The sequence below is a fragment of the Oceanicoccus sp. KOV_DT_Chl genome (genome assembly GCF_900120175.1).
Lineage (GTDB): Bacteria > Pseudomonadota > Gammaproteobacteria > Pseudomonadales > Dasaniaceae > Oceanicoccus.
Genome location: NZ_FQLF01000002.1, coordinates 1649748 through 1671536 on the forward strand (window position 1 = coordinate 1649748; position 21789 = coordinate 1671536).

The following is a 21789-nucleotide window of genomic DNA, read 5'->3' on the forward strand; positions in this document are numbered from 1 at the left end:
CACTTTAAATTACGCTTGTCTTGCTCAAGCATTTATACCAATGCTCCAGAATCCACAGCGCCTTGAAGTTTTTTCTCAACAGCCTCCCACAGCTGCGCACTGCCGGCAGAGATTCTTTCACTATTAAGAGCAAATACCTTTTCTTTTGGAATGTTGTGCTTTTTCCAGCCATGGCCATCATCATGTATGTTATGCAACAAGGGAGGGACTCTATCGATAGCCTTGGCAAATTTTGCGTCACTAGTCATTCCTGCCTCAAATTCTTCCCACAGGGACAAATACTCAGCGCCCATACCATCGGGAAGCATATCTAACAATCGACGCAGACCGTCTTTTTCATCATTTTTTTGCTCAACGGTTTCGCTAGAGTAAATTATTTTATCGCCCGCATCGATTTCTCCCAAATCATGTATAAGAAGCATTTTAATCACACGGTTGATGTCGATCGGTTCATTGGCATAATCCTTTAACATCAAAGCACTCAAGCAAACATGCCAGCTGTGCTCAGCAGAGTTTTCATAACGTTTCAACCCAACAGGCCTGGACTTTCTCAATACGGCTTTGAGCTTTTCAATTTCAACCATGAAATCCAATATCTGGTTTATCTCGTTCATATGACTCCTTTATTGTTGTTATATTTAGCGATAAATTAAATAGGCCGAACAGCCGTAAGGGTTTTTGTGTCCATTATAATAACTTTGTTATTTCTAACACTTTCGATGAAATGATAAAGATCATTATTATTGCAAATAGTAATATAGTTTTTCTTACTGATTTCTCTGAGAATACTTGGCCGTGCATATTTATTAAACTGCCAAATCAATTTTATAAGCCTATGAATTATCTTAATTTCAGGGCAGTTATTAGGTAGCTCTGGCCTTGTTGAAAATAAGTATTTAAAAGAACGTAATATCCCTCTTTTAAGACAAATATGCTGAGGGAAATCGAGGAAGACAACCCAGTCAGCCGAGTCTCTTACCGTTGATGACACACCTTCAATTATCCAGTCGTGCTTTATTATTAATTCTTGCTCTCGAAAAGCTCGCTCTTCTTGAGGAGTTACAGTCCAGTTTTCCTTCCAAACAATTTTATCTAAGCCAAAGACAGGTATATTTAGGATGTCCCCCAGCTCTTTTGCAAGAGTCGTTTTACCACTGCCTGCGTTACCTGTTATATGTATACGCATGACTCACCAATAAAAGCCTAACACAAAAAAGCAAAGCGAAAAGGGGTTGGTGAAAAATGGGAATTATTATTCCGATTTGTCTCCGACCCCGTTTCTGCCGTTTCTGCCGTTTCTGCAGATTTGTCACCGACCCCGTTTCTGCAAATCGATTAATAAATATTCGTTACGACCCCTTTAATTACCGTAAATATTTGTTACGAACCCTTTAATTCTTTACTCATTTAGACGCGCATATTTATTTATGGCTTCGTAAACATCTTCACTATTTAATAAGCCATCAAAATTCAATTCTGCCCTAAGTTTAGCTTGACCCATTTGTATACTTGCAGTGCCAGGAGTAAAGACTTGCACGTTCCATATACCAAAGACTCGTTCTAGTATATTTTGAGATCGCTGTATATCTGTAATTTTTTTGTACGGCACAGTTCTTTCGATTCGCTTGAGGATGCCGCCAACAAATATACATCTTCGATTTGTAATAATATATCTATAGGTTTTTCTTAGATATATTAAATATATTTGTATTATTATTGACGCTAGCACTACAAGTAATAGCGCCCAAGGCCAGTAGTCAACCATGACTGCAAAAGGGTGATTATTTTCTTTCTTATTTACGGATTCAACTACTTCAGAATTTTTTTCTATTTGAACAACGTCCACCTTACCTTCTGTTTCTTCTTCGAAAATTAAACTTATAGTATTAATAAAAAATAAACCCATAAATACGAAGAACATTGTTGCGATTGAGTATTTTATTGTTTTCGTAAAAAACCATACGGCCAATAATTTCTCATTTGGCTTTATTTCTAGCTCTAAAGTTTCGCCATCATCTAATCTCATACTTTCCCCTATATTGAACTCTAACGCTAATTATATAGACCAGTCGGCATAAGTTACTTCAACCCGCCCAGTCGGTATATGTTGTCAATCAGGGAGAAATTACAGAGTAGTCAGTATAAGCACCCTGCCGATAGTTATTATTCTTCCCTAATCCATTGTTTTTATTATTGAAAGGATAATACGCGCAATCGGACATAATTCAAGCGACCGCAGCCTTCGAATTCAATCTTATTAGTAAGTCTGTCGAAGCCAGCCTATTGTTTATTGTGTTTTTTCTTTTGACCTTGACTTATTTTCCCCTAAAAGGAGTCGAGCAACGGAGGAAAATAACGGGCCTTAGAGCAAACGAATGTTTGAGTATTTTTTGATTGAGTATCAAAAAATGCGAGTTCGGCTTGCGCCCCGTTATTTTCTGAGTAGCGCAGTGTATCCGCAGGGGCGACTGACCGGGGAATCACTTTTCTTGGTTACTTCTTTTAGACAAAAGAAGTGACTTGCCGCCGGGCAACCCCCGGCAAACTATCAAACTAATTTAAACTTAATAATTAAACTACGGCATGAGAATTGAAATAATTACTCCGTAGCTCTGGATTCCCGATCGAAGTCGGGAATGACGATTAAAAAATAAACTCAACCGTCGGACAAAACCGACAAAAAAACTACAACCCCATCGCCCCCGCATAATCCTATTCTTCAACGGCCCCACCCCATCCAACCATTTCATCCCGGTATTTCGCGCCCATCTTACCGGCAAAGCATTCTCGGCAAACAAACGCTTAAACCCTTCCATTGACGCCATCATCGTTAAGTTGGCGGCCTTGCGGCGGCGTTGATAGCGTTGCAACACAGCGAGGCTACCTACATCTAACTGCCTGGCTTGTGCGCGCACTATTTCTTCTGCTAACACCTGTACGTCCATTAAACCTAAATTCACACCCTGCCCGGCTAAAGGGTGAATGGTATGGGCTGCATCGCCGACTAAAGCGATGCCGGGTTTAACGTAATCAATAGCGTGGCGTTGGCGCAGGGGGAAACTAAAACGGCGGCTGACGGCTTGGATATTACCTAATCGATGTTCAAACGCTGCAGCCAAACTGCTACTGAATTCACTGTCACTCTGCGCCATTAATTCCTGGGCGTAGTCGGGGACGGCTGACCAAACGATGGAACAAAAGGATTGCTCGCTGTCGGCTTCTGTTGCCAGCGGTAAAAATGCCAGCGGGCCTTCAGGTAAGAAACGCTGCCAGGCTGTTTGTTGATGGGATTTTTCAGTGGCAACGGTGGCGACGATGGCTTGGTGTTGATAATCCCATTCGCGCATTTCAAATTGCAGTTGTTGACGAATAAACGAATTAGCGCCATCGGCGGCGACCACTAACGGCGCTTGTACGTTGCGGCCATCGGCTAATACTAATTGATAGCCGCCTGCCTCCAGCGCTGTCATGCTAGCTACTTTTACCGGGGCAATAATGTCGATATTGCGCTGTTGCTGTAGCACGTGTATTAACGCCGTCGCTGTCAGCCGGTTTTCGACAATATGCCCCAGCGCTGGCTGATTAATATCGGCGGCATTAAAATCGATACTGCCGGTACCATCGGCATCCCACACATGCATATGCCGGTAGGCGCTCACGCGCTGCTGCTGTATTAACGACCACACATTGAGCTGTTGCAAAAATTGTTGTGAGGCGACAGTGAGCGCACTCACTCTGGGATCAAACCCTTCCACCGATGCAGTTAATGACGGCCATTCGTTATTAATGGTTTGTGCTTCAATGATGGCTACGTTTAAACCGCTGCCACCCAAGGCGCAAGCCAATGTGCTACCAACGATACCGGCGCCCACAATAATTACATCGTATTGGTCGCGACTCACAGGCCTACTCCGTGGGCAGCGCCGTCGTGCAAACCGGCAGCGTGGTGAATAAATTGCTGGCGCGCTAACGGGCTGATATCCAATAAGCCCAAACCGATATTCCGTAGAATACTCAACGGCCGGTTTTTACTGCTGAATAAAGCCGGTAATTGATCGGAGAGGGTGATGGTTTTTTGTTGATCAAATTGCTGTTGTTGCAAATAGCGTTGTAACAATGACAGTGCCCCTAACGGCTGCTGTTGTTGATGGGCCGCTATTAGCAACTGACTCAGGCGGCTGCAATCACGCAGCGCCAGATTAAACCCCTGCCCCGCTACTGGATGTAAGGAATGTGCAGCATTGCCCATAATTACAATGCCGGAACGGATTTGTTCTTGCGACTCGACTAATTGCAATGGATAAGTAAACCGCTCGCCCACGCGAGTGAATTCACCCAAGCGATGACCAAAGCGCCGCTGTAACTCGGATAAAAATGGTGCTGATTCACAATGTAATAAATACTCTGCTTGATCATTGGGCAAACTCCACACCAATGCTGCCCGCGGCTCAGCTTTATCACTGTGGGTTAACGGCAGTAACGCCACGGGTCCTTGATCGGTAAAACGTTCATAGGCGCAACCATCATGATGATTTTTAAAACTCACATTAGCAATCAGTGCGGTTTGTTGATAGTTGGTCACCGCGGCGACGATACCTAATTGCTTACGCAGTGATGAATTGGCGCCATCGGCGACGACTGCCAGTTGTGCGCGAATAGTTTTTTGCTGATCGCCTTCGGTAATATTTAATTCAACGCCGTTGCGTAAAGGGGTTATGACATTGACGGATGCCGGTGCTAAAAAATCGACCTGTGCGTGCTGCCGTAGTTGATTTAACAACACATTACCTAACCAGGCATTTTCTACTACATAGCCGAGTGCCGGCCACTGCACCTGCTCGCGCTTTAGCACTGAGGACGCTGGACGACCACGGTCCGAAACATGGATGGTATTAATTTCAGCACAGTGCTGCGCCAATAGCTCCCATACCCCTAACGGCTGCAGGATTAATTGGCTGCTATAGGATAATGCGGTGGAGCGCGCATCAAAACTGGGATTGTATTGCGGCGCTGTTGTTGACTGCGCGGCGAGTGGAAAACTTTCTACCACTAACACTTTTAATTGTTTTTGCTGGGCCGTGAGTAACAACGCCAAACTGGCACCGACCATGCCGCCACCGGCGATGACGACATCGTAGTCATAGACTGGCGAGGGTGTCACACTCAAGCGGCAGCCTCCGTCATTAACGCCTCAATTTCTTCAATAGTTTTTGGTACATCGGCGGTTAATACTTCACAACCATTTTTAGTGACCACCACATCGTCTTCTATACGAATACCAATGCCACGCCATTTTTTTGCGACCTTGGTGTTATCCGGCGCGACATAAATACCGGGTTCCACGGTCATTACCATACCTTCTTCCAGCACTCGCCACGCATCGCCGACCTTGTAATCACCGACGTCATGCACATCCATACCTAGCCAATGTCCGGCACGATGCATATAAAAATCTTTATAGGCTTCGGCTTTGATTAATTTCGTTAAGCTACCTTTGAGCAACCCTAAATCCAATAACCCTTTGGTGATCACTTTGACCGTGGCATCGTGAGATTCATTCCAGTGATTACCGGGCTTGATCGTATCAATAGCCGCCAACTGCGCTTTTAACACCACCTCGTATAATGCCTTTTGCTCTTTGGAAAATTTACCATTGGCGGGGAAGGTACGGGTGATATCAGCAGCGTAATGTTCCAGTTCACAACCAGCATCGATTAATACCAACTCACCGTCTTTGATGATGTCGCGATTTTCAGTGTAATGCAGAATGCAGCCATTTTTACCGGCACCAACAATGGATGAGTACGCCGGAAAACGCGCGCCATTTAAACCAAACTCATGTTGGATTTCAGCTTCCAACTGATATTCAGCCACACCCGGCTTACACAACTGCATCGCCCGCACATGGGCGGCGGCAGAAATTTTTCCGGCTTTTTTCATCACCCGAATTTCGGCAGCACTTTTATATAAACGCAAATCGTGCAGCAAGTGATCAAGATCCAAAAATTCACCGGGCGGATGCGCGCCGGTACGCACTTGCGAGCGCAACACATTCACCCACTGCATCACCTGACGATCAAAAGCCTGATGCTTGCCCATGGCATAGTAGACACGCTCACGGCCTTCCAGCAGCCCCGGTAAAATATCATCGATGTCAGTAACTGGAAATGCATCATCGGCGCCAAAGTCTTCGACTGCGCCATCAGGGCCGGCGCGATAGCCATTCCACAATTCCATTTTTGGATCGCGGTCACGACAAAATAAAATATACTGCCCGTGTTTGCGGCCGGGCATTAACACCAACACCGCTTCCGGCTCGGCGAAGCCACTAAGATAATAAAAATCGCTGTCCTGACGGAAGGGATAATCAACATCACGGTTGCGACTGGTTTCACGCGCGGCAGGTACAATCGCGATGCTATCGGGTTCCATTTGCGCCATCAGATTTTTACGGCGGCGGGCAAATTCTTGTTTACTGATTTTCATAACAGAAGATTACTGAATAAATGGAGCAATGAATAAAACGAAAAAGTTGTCTGCGATTCTAGGAGCTAGCCACGGTTTAATGCAACTTGTTCTTGTCTTTGTTTTTTGGCGCAAACAAGGTACTCGGCGAAGACATTGCCTGGCTATCAGGCGCGGCTTGCAACGTCACATCAGCGCCGGCGCCAGCTATAACCGCCTTGTTGCAATCCAGATAAATAGTAATAGCAGCGACCCGCAGATACTCAATAATTTCAACGATATTTTGTTCACGCTGTTCGGCATCATCATCTTCGTCACTCAAACTGATTTGGCTGATTGCCGCCATATCACTTAACGCTTCGGTGACTTCCTGGGAATATTGCTGCTGACCTTTACTCAACTGGATCTGTTTACCGCCCTGGGCAAAGCCCGCCATAAAACCCTGACACCACTGCCCCACTGAATCAATGCGCTGACCGATATCGGCTTCGTCATCGGGCATCAGCAACTGCAAGTCCATGGCATCCGCGCTCAACTGGGACTGGCAAGCACCATACAGCGACAGTAGCACCGGACCTTCCTGCTGATTAGGCGGCTCAACGGCATCAATGAAAGTAGTGGTTTGCGCTAAACATTGTTCCGGTTCTACGCTATCGCCCACCGCCAACCGTCCCACCCAGTAGCCCTGTAGCTGGGCTGGTGATTGCATCACCCCCAGGCGCCAATAAATATCCGCTAGTTGGTCAAACTCGGGCATGGTAATAACAGGGCTCATGAAGGCTCTCGCAATAATAGTGTGAATAGACAATGCGGCTTAAGCATTAAAGGCGGGCATCTTAGCGATAAGGACCGGTAAAATCGACCAAGCTGTGGCCGTTCTTTTGCTTCAGCTTTTCCCAAAGTTGATAACCATTCTGCAAAAACCGTCCAGATCATTGAATTATCAGCACTTTTTAAGATTGACCAAGTGACTACCCACAACTATATTTAAACGATATTTCTAGAGAGCACTTTGGGCACCAATGGCTGACAAACAATTGAAAACTCTGGCGGCAAAAGTCAACGATCTGATCCAGCTCTGTGAACTGCTGGACAAGGAAAACCGCGACCTCAAGACGCAAGCCAGCGACTGGGCCGAAGAGCGAGTGCAATTAGTTGAAAAAACCGAAGTCGCTCGCAAAAAACTAGAATCGATGATTTCTCGACTAAAAACACTGGAACAGGAAAGTTAGTGCCAGACTTTAGTCAATGACGGACAGATCACCCCCATCATCTGATCCGTCACCAGTCTGTAAATGAGGCAACAACCGTGAGCAATGAAACCGTAATCGTCAAACTGCTGGATAAGGAATATCAGGTGGCCTGCCCACCCGGTCAGCAGCAAGCCCTGACCCAATCGGCCAACTATCTGGATTCGCAAATGCGTAGCATCAGAGCCAATGGCAAGGTAATCGGGTTGGAGCGTATTGCGGTAATGGCGGCGCTGAACATCAGCAATGAACTACTACAACAGGGCCCTGTCGCTGAAGAAGATACCAAACTGGCGCCCAATAACGCCCAGTTAAAAGGCTTGAACGATCGGCTGGATGAAGCACTGCACCGGTTCCGTCAACTGGAAATCGGCTAAAACCGGTCACAACATTAAATCGTCGAAGCATCTTTCCCACAGTCATTTTCCTGTAAGCGCTTTACCGTTATACTGCAGCCAACTCCCTGTGTTATTTGCCAGATAGCTTAGACCCCTGAGCCGATGCGCATTACCCCGGAGGTTCTGGAGTTATGGGCGTGCATGCCTGCTAGACGGGAAGCCCGATATAACGTTAGAACCACCACCTTGAACCGTTGGGTTCAAGGGCCATGCTGTCAGCGGTAATGTGGGGAGCCTTTCTTTTACCCATGCCTGAGCGCAGCCGCGCCGAGCTTCAGCAATAGCCCTAGTGATATGTCGGATCAATCGCGGCAACAATTAAGACAACAACTCCGCGCACAACGCCGCAGCCTCACTACGCTGCAACAACAACAGGCGGCACAAAATCTCGCCAGGAATATCCTCGCTAGCGGTATACTAAAACGGCATCGTGATATTGCCCTGTATCTGGCAAATGACGGTGAGATCGATCCCGCGCCACTGCTTGAGTTGTTATGCCAGCAGGGACGAAACTGTTTTTTACCGGTCATTGCCCCTAACAAACAACTGTGTTTTGCCCCCTATCAACCCGGTGACCCACTCAAAGCCAATCGCTTTGGCATCGGTGAACCACTGGATGATTGCCCGCGACGTAAACCCTGGACAATGGGCATTGTATTTTTGCCGCTGGTCGGTTTCGATCGAGCGGGTGGTAGATTGGGGATGGGGGGAGGATTTTACGACCGTAGCTTTAGTCAGATAAAAACCCAAGCCGGATTGCGGCAGCCGCAACTGGTTGGGCTAGCGCATCATTGTCAGCAAGTGGAATCGTTGGTATTGAATAGCTGGGACATCCCGCTGTCGCAAATTGCGACAGACCAGGAAATAATTAGCGTATAACTATTAGCGGCTCTGCACACTCAAGCAAAAACGACTTGCATAGTGGCAGTAGCAGCGGTTCCTACGCCGAATAAAATGACCATAATGGTTAATATATCTGCTTTCAAATTCATACTTGTTTCCTTAATTTTCTGTACCCGACTCTGTCTGGGTGTGGCTGTTCTTACTCGGTACGCTATAAATTAGAACCATTTAAACCAGCTTGCAAAGCCAATAAGCAGAGTTGTGACGGTACCGAAATTGTTATTGATAAGTGGTTCACAAAGCCCCTGCCGTTTGAGTATTGCAGCTAATGGCTACCCACGTTCAGGCTTATTTTCAAGAACAGTGCCAATTTTTAATCATCATTCAATAATCGTTTTTATTGTTTAATTTCATAAAGTTACAGTAAAAAGACAGTCGCAATGGAAAAACAGCAGTGGTGTGACAGCCAGACCTCAACGCACCAATGCGAGGCTCGTCTGGCTGTTAGCGCCCCATTTTGGTTATGCGCCAGTTTGCCCACTCAAAAATAAGTGATAGGCGGGATTATCAGTTTCTTCAGTATAGGAGTACTGCAATTGATCAAGGAATTGCTGCAATGCCTTGCGATCACTTTTAGCCGCCTGCAAGCCAACCAGCACCCGACCGAAGGCGGCACCGTGATTGCGATAATGAAACATGGATATATTCCACTGTTGGCCTAGCTTAGTCAGAAAATTCAGCAGCGCGCCAGGGCGCTCCGGAAACTGAAAGCGATAAATAACTTCTTCTTTAATATCCGCAGGTGCATGCCCGCCTACCATATGACGAATATGCAACTTAGCCATTTCGTTATCGGTAAAGTCCAACGTGGGATAACCCTTATCCTGCAGATTCTGCACCAGCTCCTCGCGGTCATTACCGTTAGCCGCTATTTGCACACCAACAAATATTTGCGCATCCTGACTGTGGGCATAACGATAATTGAATTCAGTAATACTGCGTTTGCCCAATACACTACAAAACTTTTTAAAACTGCCAGGCTGTTCCGGAATGGTTACACTCAAAATTGCTTCGCGCTTTTCGCCAATCTCAGTGCGCTCGGAGATATAACGCAGACGGTCAAAATTGGTATTGGCGCCACTATCTATAGCCAACAGGGTTTGCCCTTCAACCTGATGGGTTTCTATATATTTTTTTAAGCCGGCCAACGCCAATGCTCCAGCCGGTTCAGCAATAGAGCGAGTGTCATCAAAAATATCTTTAATTGCGGCACACATTTCATCAGTGGTGGCGGTTATCACTTCATCAACCGTTTTGCGGATAACGCGAAAAGTCTCTTTGCCGATTTGTGCCACGGCAACCCCTTCTGCAAATATGCCAACATGCGGTAATTTAACGCGCCGACCTTTTTCCAGTGCGGCCTTTAAACAAGCAGCATCTTCAGGCTCGACACCAATGACTTTTACTTCCGGCCTAACGTATTTAATGTAAGCGGCAACGCCCGCTAACAAACCGCCGCCACCCACGGGTACAAACACTGCGTGGAGTGGCCCTGTGTGCTGGCGTAAAATTTCCATGCCGATTGTGCCCTGACCGGCAATAACTTCGGGATCATCATAGGGGTGGACATACACCAGACCTTTTTCAGCAACCAGTTTTTGCGCGTGGGCAGACGCTTGTTCAAAAGTATCACCGTGCAAAATCACTTTCGCGCCACGACTGCGCACCGCATCCACTTTTATTTGCGGCGTCGTTCTGGGCATGACAATCGTTGCCTTTACACCCATTTTTAATGCCGCTAAAGCCAAACCCTGGGCATGATTGCCAGCCGAAGCCGCGATCACCCCTCTGGCCAACTCCTCCTCACTTAAATGCTGCATTTTGTTATAAGCGCCACGCAGCTTAAAAGAAAACACCGGCTGTAAATCTTCCCGCTTCAATAAAATTCGGTTATTGAAGCGCTTACTTAATAACGTGGCTTCATCGATAGGCGATTCGATCGCAACATCGTAAACGCGGGCATCGAGTATTTTCTTTATATAACGCTGTGGCATGGTCTGATTTACATCTGGCTGTCTATAAGAAGGCGCATACTAATACCTTAAGAAGAAAAATTCAGCTTTCTTGCAACACTACTGTGAAAAAGCTTGGCTAATGGTGGCGACGAGTGTGCCGCCAACCTTATAATAGCCACCTGTGCGATCACGCTTTTTGAATACTAAATGGCCACCACTATGACTCAAGACGAACTCAAGCAGGCTGTTGCCCGCGCCGCCCTCGATTACATCAAGCCTAAAATAGACGAAGAGAGTGTGATTGGTATTGGCACCGGTTCGACGGCCAATTATTTCATCGATTATTTGGCTGAAATTAAAGCCCAGGTGAATGCGACGGTTGCCAGCTCACAGGCATCAGCCGATCGTTTGAAGAGCCACGGTATCCCGGTTTTTGATTTGAATACAGTGGATGAAATTACTGTGTATGTCGACGGCGCTGATGAAGTGGACCCTTCGCTGGCACTGATCAAGGGCGGCGGTGCAGCCCTCACCCGCGAAAAAATTGTCGCCGCAGTGGCCAAAGAGTTTGTCTGTATCGCTGACGGCAGCAAATTCGTTGATCAACTGGGTAATTTCCCGTTACCGGTAGAAGTCATCCCCATGGCGCGCAGTTATGTTGCCCGCCAGCTGGTCAAACTGGGTGGTGACCCGGTATACCGGGAAGGGGTAGTGACGGATAACGGCAATATTATTCTCGATGTGTATAATTTTATGATTCCGGGCCCCCGCATTACTGAGCAAAAAATCAACGATATCGTGGGGGTGGTCAGCAATGGAATTTTCGCCCGCAGGCCTGCAGATATACTACTCTTAGCTACTGCAGAAGGCGTTAAGCAGATCAAAGCACAGTAGTTTTTACTTAAATGATGCGGATTAAAGAGATGTTAACCTTGGCCGACATAACCTTTTACGGAATACCCCCTATACTTAGTCGTTAAACGATTGTGGCATTTGCTCAGCAAGCATTGTAATTCTGCCGTATATAGAACCAGCAACAATAAAGGTGTATCAATGAACAAACTTAACGTCGGCGCACGATTGGCTATATTAGTCGTTGCCCCGCTAGCAATCATTCTGTTGCTAGTCATCTCCTCACTCTCCTCATTTTCTGTTATTAATCAAGGGGTTGGAAGAATATATGACGACCGGGTAGTCCCCCTGACGCAACTGAAAGGCATGATGGATGGCTACACCACCATCATCAATGCCATCAATAAGGCCGACAATGGTTTGGTTAACCCCGACGAGGCGCTGGCCGAACTGGAACAAGGTCAAAACACCATCAGAGAAAACTGGAAGCAATACACTCATGGCCGCTTGAACGATGACGAAAATAAGGCGGTCGAAGCTACAGAGCTACTCTTTCCTGATGCCAACACGATCATTACAGAAGCTTCCGAGATTTTAGCAAGGATGGGCAATACCCTACAATTTGACGAAGACGGGGACACCTTAATTACTGACTACAATGGTGATCTGTTTGAATATGTAGACCCCATTGCTGAGCAAATCGCTACCCTGATTGAATTACAACTTGAAATCGCCAAAGCAGAGCGCCAGGCAGCCCAAGAGGTTTATGATAACGCCTTCAGCTGGTCGATTACGGTTGGCGTGATTTCGGCGATTTTACTGGGGGCATTTGGATTTTGGGTCAGCCGTACTATTTCCGTGCCACTGAATGAGCTGCGCCGCTTAATTGAAAAAGTGGATCGCGACAAAGATTTAACTGTGAAAGTCACGATTGATCAAACCGATGAAATTGGTCAGGTTGCGCAGGCCTTTCAGCGGATGATGGATCGCTTTCATGACATTATTCAGGATGTGGGCAATACCAGTATTCAACTGCAAAACTTTGCCACCACCCTTTCCAATAATACCGAGCTAACCCGGGAAGGCGTAGCAGTGCAAACCCGTGAAACGGACCAAGTGGCCACCGCTACTACCGAAATGACTCACGCGATTGAGGAAGTTAACCGCAGCGCCCAGCAAGCCGCTGAAGCAGCCACTGAAGCCAACAACGAAACCAACGAAGGTTCACAGGTGCTGGAAACTGCAATTCGTTCCATCAATAGCCTGTCTGAACGCATTCACAATGCCAGTGATGTGATTAACCGGGTGGCTACCGACAGCTCAGCCATCGGTTCGGTACTGGATGTTATTCGCGGCATCGCCGAACAAACTAACCTGCTGGCGTTGAACGCTGCCATTGAAGCGGCCCGCGCCGGTGAACAAGGCCGTGGCTTTGCGGTTGTTGCTGATGAGGTGCGATCACTAGCGCAACGCACGCAGGAATCGACCCAAGAAATTCAACAGATGATTGAGCGTTTGCAGGGCGGCACGCAGGACGCTGTGAAATCGATGGCACAGGGTACAGAAGAAATGAAGCGCACGGTCCACGAGGCTGAAAAAGCCGGCGCGTCACTCACCGCCATTTCAAGCGCTGTAGCAATGATTACCGATATGAATAATCACATTGCCACCGCCACCGATGAACAAATGTCAGTGTCTCAGGAAATTTCTCGCAACGTGGTGAATATTTCCGACGTGGCAAAAAGTTCCGAGCATTCGGTTGAAGAAGTGGATCGGGCCAGTACTGAGCTGAAAGAGTCTGCCAACCGATTGGCGCAAATGGTAGGCGAGTTCCGCACCTAAAAAATGCTTCAAACTAAAAGGGAGCCAATGGCTCCCTTTTTTATAGCTCTGCTTTAATAAAAAATTTAGCCCTATGCTACCGTCGTTTCTATTTCCAATAAACCGCCCAAACAGGCCCGCAAACTATCACCGGACAATAACGGTCCAACCCCTGCTGGCGTTCCAGTCAATACCACATCACCGGGTAATAACGTAAAACTGGCACTGATTGCTACCAGTAAGTCAGCAATTGCAAACACCATCTGATCAGTATTACCCGATTGTTGTAGCTGATTATTGCGATACAGTTTAAGCGGCAAGCTGGCTAAATCAGTATCGGCCACCGCTACAAATGCAGACAAGGGACAAGATCCATCAAACGCTTTGGCCCGCTCCCAGGGCTGACCTTTTTGTTTTAACTCAGCTTGTATATCGCGCAAGGTAAGATCAAGCGCCAAACCCACACCGGCAATTGCGGCTAATACCTGCTCGCGGTTAGCAGCGGTTAAGCGCTGGCCAATTAATAACGCCATCTCCACTTCGTGATGACATTCGCCCAAGCCCTGAGGAATGACCAGCGGTGAAGTCATTGGCACCGCAGCGGTCGCTGGTTTGATAAATAACAACGGCTGTTTGGGGATTGGATTATTTAATTCTTTAGCATGGTCAGCATAGTTGCGGCCGACACAAACAATTTTTCCCAGGGTTGTCGTACAGTGAATATTGTCAGCCAGTTCATGTTGATAATCAGCCAAAAAACACCGCCTTGGATTTAATTAAATTCAGCCGGGTATTGCGGTACACCGAATAAAAAGCCCTGATAAAAATCAAAGCCCACCGTTTTACACACCTCATAATCTTCGGGCTTACTAAGACATTCAGCTAATGTTTGGATATTTAGATTGCGCGCTAATTGATGGAGTTGTTTCACTAAATCTATTTTTGCTGGCTCTGCCAAATGAATATTATCAATCAGCACCATATCAAACTTTATAATTTGGGGCGTAGCTTCTACCAGTTCCAATAATCGCGATTGCCCCACACCAAAATCATCATAAGCAATTTTGATCTGTAATTTTTGCATTTCGGCTTTCAATAATTTGATCGCATTAACATCACTAATCGCCTGCTCATGAATCTCTAACAAAATTTCAGTGCCAGGAAAACGAGCGCGCAGAGCCTGAATCGAGGAAATTAACTGATCCAGCTGCAGCAGCTCGCTGGGGTGAGTATTAATAAACAATGGGCCTTGCAACTTAAGCTCAGTGGCAATTTCGACACCGACATTGCGAAACATTTCTGACAGCCTGACTTCCAGACCCACACTCTCGGCCACCTGAAACAAAGCACCAGGACTGCGGGGCAAGAGATCGCTAGTACCGCGACCCAAAATTTCATACCCGTAAATACCACTGTTATCGTGAACGACGATGGGCTGGAATGCGGTGGTCAATTGCCGGGTATCCAGTATCTGTTCTAACTCTTTGGCGCCGTAGGGAAACTTGTTACTTAAGTCCGGGGTAACAATAATAGTACTTTCACTTTTATCGTCCTCGCGGGCTTTGTTGGTTTGCATCAGCCGCATCTCTACATCACCCAAGTGAATAATGTCGCCATGCTGTAAGGAAGTCGACTCTTCAATGCGCCGATGGTTGACGTAAGTGCCATTTTTACTACCCAAATCTTCAATGGAGATATGCTCGATATTAAAGTTGATTTGAGCATGGCGGCGAGAGATGGAGCCAGCAGAAATTGTCAGCCCAGCAGCCTCATCACGCCCCATCACAAAAGGGGTGTCCTGTACTGGCTGACGATGGATATGACCATCGCCGCTAAAATAACCTTCTAAATACCAAGATGACATAGCCTCTCCCACAACCTGTGCTAATCGCAGGCTTCGGTAAACTTAATCGACCACTACTTAAGTATATGCACCCACTAAAAGATAGCCAGCTTTAAACCGACTACAGTCCTTACCGCTTTAATCAAATATCTTGCCTGGGTTCATCACACTGTTAGGATCAAACACTAATTTTAATTGCTTCATCAAAGCTACTTCAGGCGCTGAACGGGAATAATGCAGGAAATCTTTTTTAGTCATACCAACACCATGCTCCGCCGATACGCTGCCGCGATACTTGGCAACAATTTCAAATACCCACTCACTGACACGATGGCACTGCTCAAAAAAATCCGCCTTGTCTAAAGTATCCGGCTTCAAAATATTCAAATGCACATTACCATCACCAATATGTCCAAACCAGATAATTTCAAATTCAGGATACTGGGCGTTCACAACCGCCTCAACTTCCTGCAGAAAACCCGGGACTTTAGAAATAACTGTAGAGATATCATTCTTATAAGGTGTCCACTGGGAAATGGTTTCAGATATATCTTCGCGCAATCGCCATAGGTTTTTTAACTGTTCGATACTTTGGCTCATCACGCCATCCAGCACCCAACCCTGCTCCATACAATATTCAAATAACGCCATAGCCTGCGCTTCAATTTGTTCATTGCTGTTTTCAAACTCCAGCAATGCATAAAACTCGGCAGCTGTCTCAAAGGGGCGCTGCAAATCCTGATGAGCGACGACTTTTTGCAAAGCCTTTTCAGAAAAGAATTCGAACGCGGTAAGGTCCATCGCCGATTGAAAACTATTGAGCACATCCATAATGGCGGAAAATTCCGGCACACCTAGCACTAACACCGTGAGATTATCCGGCTGACGAGTAAGCTGCATGGTTGCCTCTACCACAAAACCCAATGTACCCTCCGCACCAATAAAGAGTTGCCGTAAATCATATCCAGCGTTGTTTTTTAGCAAGCCATTATTTAAATGCAAAATTTCGCCGTTACCTGTGACGACCGTTAGACCCGCCACCCAATCGCGGGTCATGCCGTATTTAATCACTTTGATGCCACCGGCATTGGTACTGATGTTGCCACCGATTTGGCTGGAGCCACTGGAAGCAAAATCCACCGGATAAAATAACCCCTGCTCTTCCGCGTATTGTTGCAACTGTTCGGTAATAACGCCGGCGCCACAGGTTACGGTGCGGTCTATCGCATTAAAACCGGAAATCTTATTCATGTAATCAAAGGCCACAACCACTTCACCATTAGCGGCCACAGCGCCCGCAGATAAACCGGTGCGACCACCGGAGGGTACTAACGCTAGTGATTGTTTGTTGGCCAATTGGACTATTGATTGCACCTGCTCCACCGAGGCAGGGAAGACAATCGCTGCAGGCTGTGGCTCATAGACCTTGGTCCAGTCTTTACCAAAAGTCTGCAGTGACTCGGCGTCGGTACGCACCTTGTCTTCACCAACAATCTGCTGCAATGCCACCAGCACTGAATCTGCCAGCGGGGCAGCATTTGCCAAAACTTCAGCCATAGTAAAAAAACACTCTGTAAAATAGTAGAAGAAAAAGGCCGATATGATACCATACGCGCCTTCCCGATGGGCCTGAAAATACGGTCCTAATCAATCGTCATACATCATCGCAGGAGCCTTCCCCATGGGCCAAACTTCTCTTGATAAAAGTAAAATCAAGTTCCTATTATTAGAAGGGCTACACGCTTCTGCTGAAGCCACGCTGAGATCCGCCGGCTACACAAATATTGTTAGCCACCCCAAAGCCTTGCCAGAAGACCAACTGAAAGCCGAAATTGCGGACGCCCACTTTATCGGTATCCGTTCGCGCACCCAATTGACCAGCGAAGTATTAGCTGACGCGAAAAAACTGATCGCCATTGGCTGTTTTTGTATCGGCACCAATCAGGTCGATCTAAGCGCCGCTACAGAAAAGGGCATTGTGGTCTTTAACGCACCCTTTTCCAATACCCGCAGCGTCGCAGAACTGGTGATCGCCGAAGCCATATTGTTACTGCGTGGCGTAGCCGAGAAAAATGCCCTGGCTCACCAGGGTGTTTGGCAGAAATCCGCCAGCGGCTCCTTTGAAATTCGAGGCAAGCAACTGGGTATTATTGGCTACGGCAGTATCGGCATGCAGCTAGGCGTCATCGCTGAGTCTCTGGGTATGCAAGTCATGTTTTACGACGTCACCAGTAAATTACCGCTGGGCAATGCCGCACAAGCCGCAGGCTTAAGTGCGTTGCTAGCCAAGTCGGATGTGGTCAGCTTGCATGTTCCGGAAACAGGTTCGACTAAAAATATGATCGGCGCCCAGCAACTGTCACAGATGAAAGAAGGTGCTATTTTGCTTAATGCTTCACGGGGTACGGTAGTCGACATTGACGCACTGGCAGCGGCATTGGAATCAGGTCATTTATCGGGCGCAGCTATTGATGTATTTCCAGTGGAACCAAAATCCAATGACGATGAATTTATTTCACCTTTACGCAAATTCAACAATGTGATTCTTACTCCGCATATTGGCGGTAGCACCATGGAAGCACAGGAAAACATTGGCCTGGAAGTGGCAGAAAAATTAGCGCGCTACAGCGATAACGGCACCTCAACGTCATCGGTCAACTTCCCGGAAGTGGCATTGCCTGCTCATACCGATATGCACCGTTTGTTGCACACCCACCACAATGTGCCGGGGGTGATGTCAGCCATCAACCAGGTATTTGCTGAAAACGGTATTAACATTCGCGCGCAGTATTTGCAGACCACTAAAGATATTGGTTATGTCGTCATTGATATCGACGCTGAGTACAGTGAACTAGCCTTGAAAAAACTGAGTGAAGTTGATGGTACTGTACGCTGCCGGGTGCTTTTCTAAACGAACACTGCTGCAATTAACTTTCAACAACAATAAAAGTGGCTCAGGCTAAGAGCCACTTTTATACACATCAAAAAACATATCGATTGCCGAAAACATCGGCGCACGAATTTTTTTACCTTCATTGACTAAATGATGACGGCCTTGTTTGATATAAAAAAACTTGGCGGTGCTAAATTTTTTGCGAATAACCGCTAAATTGTAGCGCCAGTCCACGGTATCATCCTGCTCACCCTGAACGATTAATACCGGACTGACTGCGGGCGGTAATTGCAGAAAATACAACAGCCACTGTTTTAACGCTGACACCCACTGCAATGGCAACTCTTTACACTGCAAGGGATCTTTATTTTTAATAAACATAAGAAATTTTTTATCGTCAGAATTTATCGCAAAACGACGCTTTATTTTATCAACGAAACAGCTAACAATTTTATGACTTAGCAATGATAAATGCCATTGATGCGGCCTGACTAACGGTGCCAGCAATACCGTCTTGGAAAAAACGGACTCACCACCGGATAATAAATAGTCCATTAAAATAGCACCGCCAGTACTCTGACCCATCGCATACCAATGACGAGGCACCTTACCATCAACTAACTGCAGCAAGTCGGTGAACACGGTTTGATAATCGGCAAAGCTGGCAATACTGGCTCGCTCACCGGTAGACAAGCCATGGCCGGGCAAATCAAAAATGACTACCGCCATATTACGCTTTAAACAGTATTCGATAAGATTGCCGTACAAACCCGCATGGTCATAATAACCATGCACTATAAAGCAGGTATCGGTTGCCAGTGGCAGCGCAAAATAATGCGCCACAATGGTAAAACGGCCACTGTTGAAATAACCAAAGTGATGTTTAACCTGACTAAAGTTTTCCTCAAAATTAATGCCGTAAAAACGAAAGTAAGCCAATTCTGCATCACTGGTCGCAGGATCAATCGAAGGATCGAAGGGCTTTAATTGTTTGGCAAGGGCATCGAGATTCATTTAATCATGCGGCCATTCTATTTTGTTTATTCCATTTTGCACTGCTTGCCCCATGAACGCATACCGCTCATCCTGAGCATAAAAAAGGGCAGTCAAACTGCCCTTTTTACAGCTTAGTTAATTTTGGGTTCCAGCTCACCACGATCGTAGCGTTGATACATAGCCTCCAAACCCAGCGCCTGAATTTTTGAAGCATTACCAGCAGTGCCAAACGCTTCGTAACGGGCCACAACAATCGCTTTCATTTCATTGATCGTTTGCTGCAAATACTTACGCGGATCAAATTCAGACGGATTCTTTGCCATAAACTGACGAATCGCACCAGTAGATGCCAAACGTAAGTCCGTATCGATATTAATTTTTCGCACGCCGTGTTTGATACCTTCAACAATCTGCTCAACCGGCACCCCGTAAGTTTCTGGGATTTCACCCCCAAACTCATTGATGATCGCCAACCACTCTTGTGGCACTGACGATGAACCATGCATAACCAAGTGCGTACCCGGTATGCGTTTATGAATATCTTTGATGCGATCAATTGCCAGAATGTCACCCGTCGGTGGACGGGTAAATTTATACGCACCGTGACTGGTACCACAGGCAATCGCCAAGGCATCAACGTGTGTTTTATTGACAAAGTCAGCCGCTTCTTCCGGGTCAGTCAGCATTTGATCATGAGTCAAAATGCCTTCTGCACCGACACCATCCTCTTCACCGGCTTGGCCAGTTTCCAAAGAACCAAGACAACCCAGTTCACCTTCTACTGACACACCACAAGCATGTGCCATATCAACAACACGGCGGGTGACATCGACATTATATTCATAGCTTGATGGCGTTTTTCCATCTTCACCCAATGAGCCGTCCATCATCACTGATGAAAACCCTAACTGGATAGAACGCTGACAAATAGCCGGACTAGTGCCGTGATCCTGATGCATAACCACCGGGATTTCAGGAAACTCTTCAATCGCTGCCAAAATCATATGCCGTAAAAATGGAGCACCAGCATATTTTCGTGCACCCGCCGAAGCCTGCATGATAACCGGGCTGTTAGTTTGGCGGGCGGCTTCCATAATAGCCCGGGTTTGTTCCAGATTATTGACGTTAAATGCGGGCACACCGTAGCCGTATTCGGCGGCATGATCGAGCATTTGTCGCATAGATATCAGAGCCATGTTTTTATCCTTCTCAGTGCTTTTACTTTTTAATAATTTATTTGGATTTTGCGCGTTGCTCTAACATAGCAACGGCGGGTAATACTTTACCTTCTACATATTCCAGGAAGGCGCCACCACCGGTAGAAATATAAGAAACTTTATCAGCAATATTGTATTTATCAATTGCCGCCAGAGTATCGCCACCACCGGCCAGAGAAAATGCTGCGCTGTTGGCGATGGCTTCACTTAGGGCTTTGGTGCCGGCACCAAATTGATCAAATTCAAACACGCCAACCGGCCCGTTCCATATAATAGTTTTCGCCTTGGTTAAAATCTCGGCGATCTGCGCTGACGCCTGCGGACCAATATCAAAAATCATATCGTCCTCGCTAACATCCCCCGCCGCTTTTAATTCGGCTGCAGCTGTTTCTGAAAATACTTTACCGGTAACCACGTCAATCGGAACTGGAATAGCCGTTTTTGCCATTAACGCTTTTGCACTATCCAGCAGGTCATGTTCACACAACGATTTACCCACGGGCTTGCCGCTGGCCGCCAAAAAGGTATTGGCGATGCCGCCGCCCACAATCAATTGATCGACTTTTTCTGATAAGGCTTCTAACACAGTAAGCTTGGTGGATACCTTGGAGCCACCCACAATCGCCACCATGGGCCGCTCAGGATTTGCCAGCGCTTTTGACAACGCTTCCAGCTCACCAGCTAACAGCGGACCCGCACAAGCTACTGGCGCAAACCGGGCTACCCCATGGGTAGACGCTTGTGCACGATGCGCAGTACCAAACGCATCCATCACAAAAATATCGCACAGGGACGCGTAGGCTTCAGCTAAATCTTCGCTGTCTTTTTTCTCACCCGCATTGAAACGAACATTTTCCAATAGCGCTACTTCACCTGCAACCAAATCGACGCCATCGTGCCAATGACTGATTAAGGGTACCTTTCGGTCTAACATTTTTGCCAGATGATCTGCCACTGGCTGCAGTGAATACTGCTCATCAAATTCACCTTCTGTTGGCCGTCCCAAGTGGGACATGACAATTACTTTTGCACCGGCATTCAAGGCCAATTCAATTGTTGGTAAGGCCGCACGAATACGCGCATCACTGCTAACTTTGCCATCCTTAATCGGTACATTTAAATCTTCACGAATCAACACGCGTTTACCCGCCAGATCCAGATCAGTCATTTTTATTACATTGGTGGACATTTAATTA

Annotated in this window: 20 protein-coding genes and 1 other RNA gene; 7 read left to right on the forward strand and 14 right to left on the reverse strand. The window is 46.7% G+C overall.

Features of this window, described 5'->3' with window-relative positions; translation table 11 throughout:
• Positions 1-32: 32 nt before the first annotated feature.
• The 7 genes from UNITIG_RS11510 to UNITIG_RS11540 form a co-directional block, all read right to left on the reverse strand.
• A complete protein-coding gene (locus UNITIG_RS11510; RefSeq protein WP_101758512.1) occupies positions 33-614 on the reverse strand; it encodes an HD domain-containing protein in 582 nt (193 codons plus the stop codon).
• A 35-nt stretch (positions 615-649) separates the two neighbouring features.
• Positions 650-1186 (reverse strand): AAA family ATPase, encoded by a 537-nt coding sequence (locus UNITIG_RS11515; protein ID WP_101758513.1) that lies wholly within the window; start codon positions 1184-1186, stop codon positions 650-652.
• 213 nt (positions 1187-1399) lie between these two features.
• On the reverse strand, positions 1400-2026 hold the full coding sequence (locus UNITIG_RS11520; protein ID WP_101758514.1) for a PH domain-containing protein: 627 nt from the start codon (positions 2024-2026) through the stop codon (positions 1400-1402).
• A 550-nt stretch (positions 2027-2576) separates the two neighbouring features.
• A complete protein-coding gene (locus UNITIG_RS11525) occupies positions 2577-3902 on the reverse strand; it encodes a UbiH/UbiF/VisC/COQ6 family ubiquinone biosynthesis hydroxylase (RefSeq protein WP_101758515.1) in 1326 nt (441 codons plus the stop codon).
• Positions 3899-5161, reverse strand: a complete 1263-nt coding sequence (gene ubiH / locus UNITIG_RS11530) for a 2-octaprenyl-6-methoxyphenyl hydroxylase (protein ID WP_235015438.1) — start codon at positions 5159-5161, stop codon at positions 3899-3901. Before ubiH ends, UNITIG_RS11525 begins: the two co-directional genes overlap by 4 nt.
• 2 nt (positions 5162-5163) lie before the next feature.
• A complete protein-coding gene (gene pepP / locus UNITIG_RS11535; RefSeq protein ID WP_101758516.1) occupies positions 5164-6486 on the reverse strand; it encodes a Xaa-Pro aminopeptidase in 1323 nt (440 codons plus the stop codon).
• A gap of 76 nt (positions 6487-6562) precedes the next feature.
• Positions 6563-7240: a UPF0149 family protein gene (locus UNITIG_RS11540; RefSeq protein WP_101758517.1), complete on the reverse strand. Its 678-nt coding sequence runs from the start codon at positions 7238-7240 to the stop codon at positions 6563-6565.
• Between the two features lie 247 nt (positions 7241-7487).
• On the opposite strand from UNITIG_RS11540, the gene UNITIG_RS11545 reads away from it, so the two are divergent.
• From UNITIG_RS11545 to UNITIG_RS11560, 4 genes are all read left to right on the forward strand, one after another.
• Entirely contained in the window at positions 7488-7697 is a 210-nt protein-coding gene (locus UNITIG_RS11545) for a TIGR02449 family protein (RefSeq protein WP_101758518.1), read from the forward strand.
• A 77-nt stretch (positions 7698-7774) separates the two neighbouring features.
• Positions 7775-8092 (forward strand): cell division protein ZapA, encoded by a 318-nt coding sequence (locus tag UNITIG_RS11550; RefSeq protein ID WP_101758519.1) that lies wholly within the window; start codon positions 7775-7777, stop codon positions 8090-8092.
• 80 nt (positions 8093-8172) lie between these two features.
• Positions 8173-8350: non-coding RNA, 6S RNA (ssrS, locus tag UNITIG_RS11555), on the forward strand.
• A 57-nt stretch (positions 8351-8407) separates the two neighbouring features.
• Positions 8408-8992: a 5-formyltetrahydrofolate cyclo-ligase gene (locus UNITIG_RS11560; protein WP_101758520.1), complete on the forward strand. Its 585-nt coding sequence runs from the start codon at positions 8408-8410 to the stop codon at positions 8990-8992.
• Positions 8993-9477: 485 nt separating this feature from the next.
• Here UNITIG_RS11560 and ilvA read toward each other — a convergent pair whose 3' ends face one another.
• Positions 9478-11010 (reverse strand): threonine ammonia-lyase, biosynthetic, encoded by a 1533-nt coding sequence (gene ilvA, locus UNITIG_RS11565; RefSeq protein WP_101758521.1) that lies wholly within the window; start codon positions 11008-11010, stop codon positions 9478-9480.
• Positions 11011-11190: 180 nt separating this feature from the next.
• Between ilvA and rpiA the strand changes: the two genes are divergently transcribed.
• Both rpiA and UNITIG_RS11575 read left to right on the forward strand, forming a co-directional pair.
• Entirely contained in the window at positions 11191-11865 is a 675-nt protein-coding gene (rpiA, locus tag UNITIG_RS11570; protein ID WP_101759264.1) for a ribose-5-phosphate isomerase RpiA, read from the forward strand.
• Between the two features lie 159 nt (positions 11866-12024).
• Complete coding sequence (locus UNITIG_RS11575; protein ID WP_101758522.1) at positions 12025-13665, forward strand: methyl-accepting chemotaxis protein; 1641 nt, start codon at positions 12025-12027, stop codon at positions 13663-13665.
• Positions 13666-13736: 71 nt separating this feature from the next.
• Here the strand turns inward: UNITIG_RS11575 and UNITIG_RS11580 are convergent, their stop codons facing one another.
• From UNITIG_RS11580 to UNITIG_RS11590, 3 genes are all read right to left on the reverse strand, one after another.
• A complete protein-coding gene (locus tag UNITIG_RS11580) occupies positions 13737-14399 on the reverse strand; it encodes a fumarylacetoacetate hydrolase family protein (RefSeq protein ID WP_101758523.1) in 663 nt (220 codons plus the stop codon).
• A gap of 17 nt (positions 14400-14416) precedes the next feature.
• On the reverse strand, positions 14417-15508 hold the full coding sequence (locus UNITIG_RS11585; RefSeq protein WP_101758524.1) for an EAL domain-containing protein: 1092 nt from the start codon (positions 15506-15508) through the stop codon (positions 14417-14419).
• 117 nt (positions 15509-15625) lie between these two features.
• The gene (locus UNITIG_RS11590) at positions 15626-17044 is read right to left on the reverse strand and encodes an FAD-binding oxidoreductase (RefSeq protein ID WP_101758525.1); all 1419 of its coding nucleotides are present in this window, start codon (positions 17042-17044) and stop codon (positions 15626-15628) included.
• A gap of 124 nt (positions 17045-17168) precedes the next feature.
• Between UNITIG_RS11590 and serA the strand changes: the two genes are divergently transcribed.
• A complete protein-coding gene (gene serA, locus UNITIG_RS11595; protein ID WP_101758526.1) occupies positions 17169-18398 on the forward strand; it encodes a phosphoglycerate dehydrogenase in 1230 nt (409 codons plus the stop codon).
• 48 nt (positions 18399-18446) lie between these two features.
• On the opposite strand, the gene UNITIG_RS11600 is transcribed toward serA, so the two are convergent.
• The 3 genes from UNITIG_RS11600 to UNITIG_RS11610 all read right to left on the reverse strand — a co-directional run bounded on the left by UNITIG_RS11600 (position 18447) and on the right by UNITIG_RS11610 (position 21782).
• A complete protein-coding gene (locus tag UNITIG_RS11600; RefSeq protein WP_101758527.1) occupies positions 18447-19394 on the reverse strand; it encodes an alpha/beta hydrolase in 948 nt (315 codons plus the stop codon).
• A gap of 113 nt (positions 19395-19507) precedes the next feature.
• Complete coding sequence (fba, locus tag UNITIG_RS11605; RefSeq protein WP_101758528.1) at positions 19508-20572, reverse strand: class II fructose-bisphosphate aldolase; 1065 nt, start codon at positions 20570-20572, stop codon at positions 19508-19510.
• Positions 20573-20609: 37 nt separating this feature from the next.
• Positions 20610-21782, reverse strand: a complete 1173-nt coding sequence (locus UNITIG_RS11610) for a phosphoglycerate kinase (RefSeq protein WP_101758529.1) — start codon at positions 21780-21782, stop codon at positions 20610-20612.
• Positions 21783-21789 lie beyond the last annotated feature (7 nt).

Excerpts from the sequence above, each read along its gene's own strand:
- UNITIG_RS11510 (WP_101758512.1), bottom strand. The coding sequence starts at position 614 with ATGAACGAGATAAACCAGATATTGGATTTCATGGTTGAAATTGAAAAG.
- UNITIG_RS11515 (WP_101758513.1), bottom strand. The coding sequence starts at position 1,186 with ATGCGTATACATATAACAGGTAACGCAGGCAGTGGTAAAACGACTCTT.
- UNITIG_RS11520 (WP_101758514.1), bottom strand. The coding sequence starts at position 2,026 with ATGAGATTAGATGATGGCGAAACTTTAGAGCTAGAAATAAAGCCAAAT.
- pepP (WP_101758516.1), bottom strand. The coding sequence starts at position 6,486 with ATGAAAATCAGTAAACAAGAATTTGCCCGCCGCCGTAAAAATCTGATG.
- UNITIG_RS11540 (WP_101758517.1), bottom strand. The coding sequence starts at position 7,240 with ATGAGCCCTGTTATTACCATGCCCGAGTTTGACCAACTAGCGGATATT.
- UNITIG_RS11545 (WP_101758518.1), top strand. The coding sequence starts at position 7,488 with ATGGCTGACAAACAATTGAAAACTCTGGCGGCAAAAGTCAACGATCTG.
- UNITIG_RS11560 (WP_101758520.1), top strand. The coding sequence starts at position 8,408 with ATGTCGGATCAATCGCGGCAACAATTAAGACAACAACTCCGCGCACAA.
- ilvA (WP_101758521.1), bottom strand. The coding sequence starts at position 11,010 with ATGCCACAGCGTTATATAAAGAAAATACTCGATGCCCGCGTTTACGAT.
- rpiA (WP_101759264.1), top strand. The coding sequence starts at position 11,191 with ATGACTCAAGACGAACTCAAGCAGGCTGTTGCCCGCGCCGCCCTCGAT.
- UNITIG_RS11575 (WP_101758522.1), top strand. The coding sequence starts at position 12,025 with ATGAACAAACTTAACGTCGGCGCACGATTGGCTATATTAGTCGTTGCC.
- UNITIG_RS11585 (WP_101758524.1), bottom strand. The coding sequence starts at position 15,508 with ATGTCATCTTGGTATTTAGAAGGTTATTTTAGCGGCGATGGTCATATC.
- UNITIG_RS11590 (WP_101758525.1), bottom strand. The coding sequence starts at position 17,044 with ATGGCTGAAGTTTTGGCAAATGCTGCCCCGCTGGCAGATTCAGTGCTG.
- serA (WP_101758526.1), top strand. The coding sequence starts at position 17,169 with ATGGGCCAAACTTCTCTTGATAAAAGTAAAATCAAGTTCCTATTATTA.
- UNITIG_RS11600 (WP_101758527.1), bottom strand. The coding sequence starts at position 19,394 with ATGAATCTCGATGCCCTTGCCAAACAATTAAAGCCCTTCGATCCTTCG.
- fba (WP_101758528.1), bottom strand. The coding sequence starts at position 20,572 with ATGGCTCTGATATCTATGCGACAAATGCTCGATCATGCCGCCGAATAC.
- UNITIG_RS11610 (WP_101758529.1), bottom strand. The coding sequence starts at position 21,782 with ATGTCCACCAATGTAATAAAAATGACTGATCTGGATCTGGCGGGTAAA.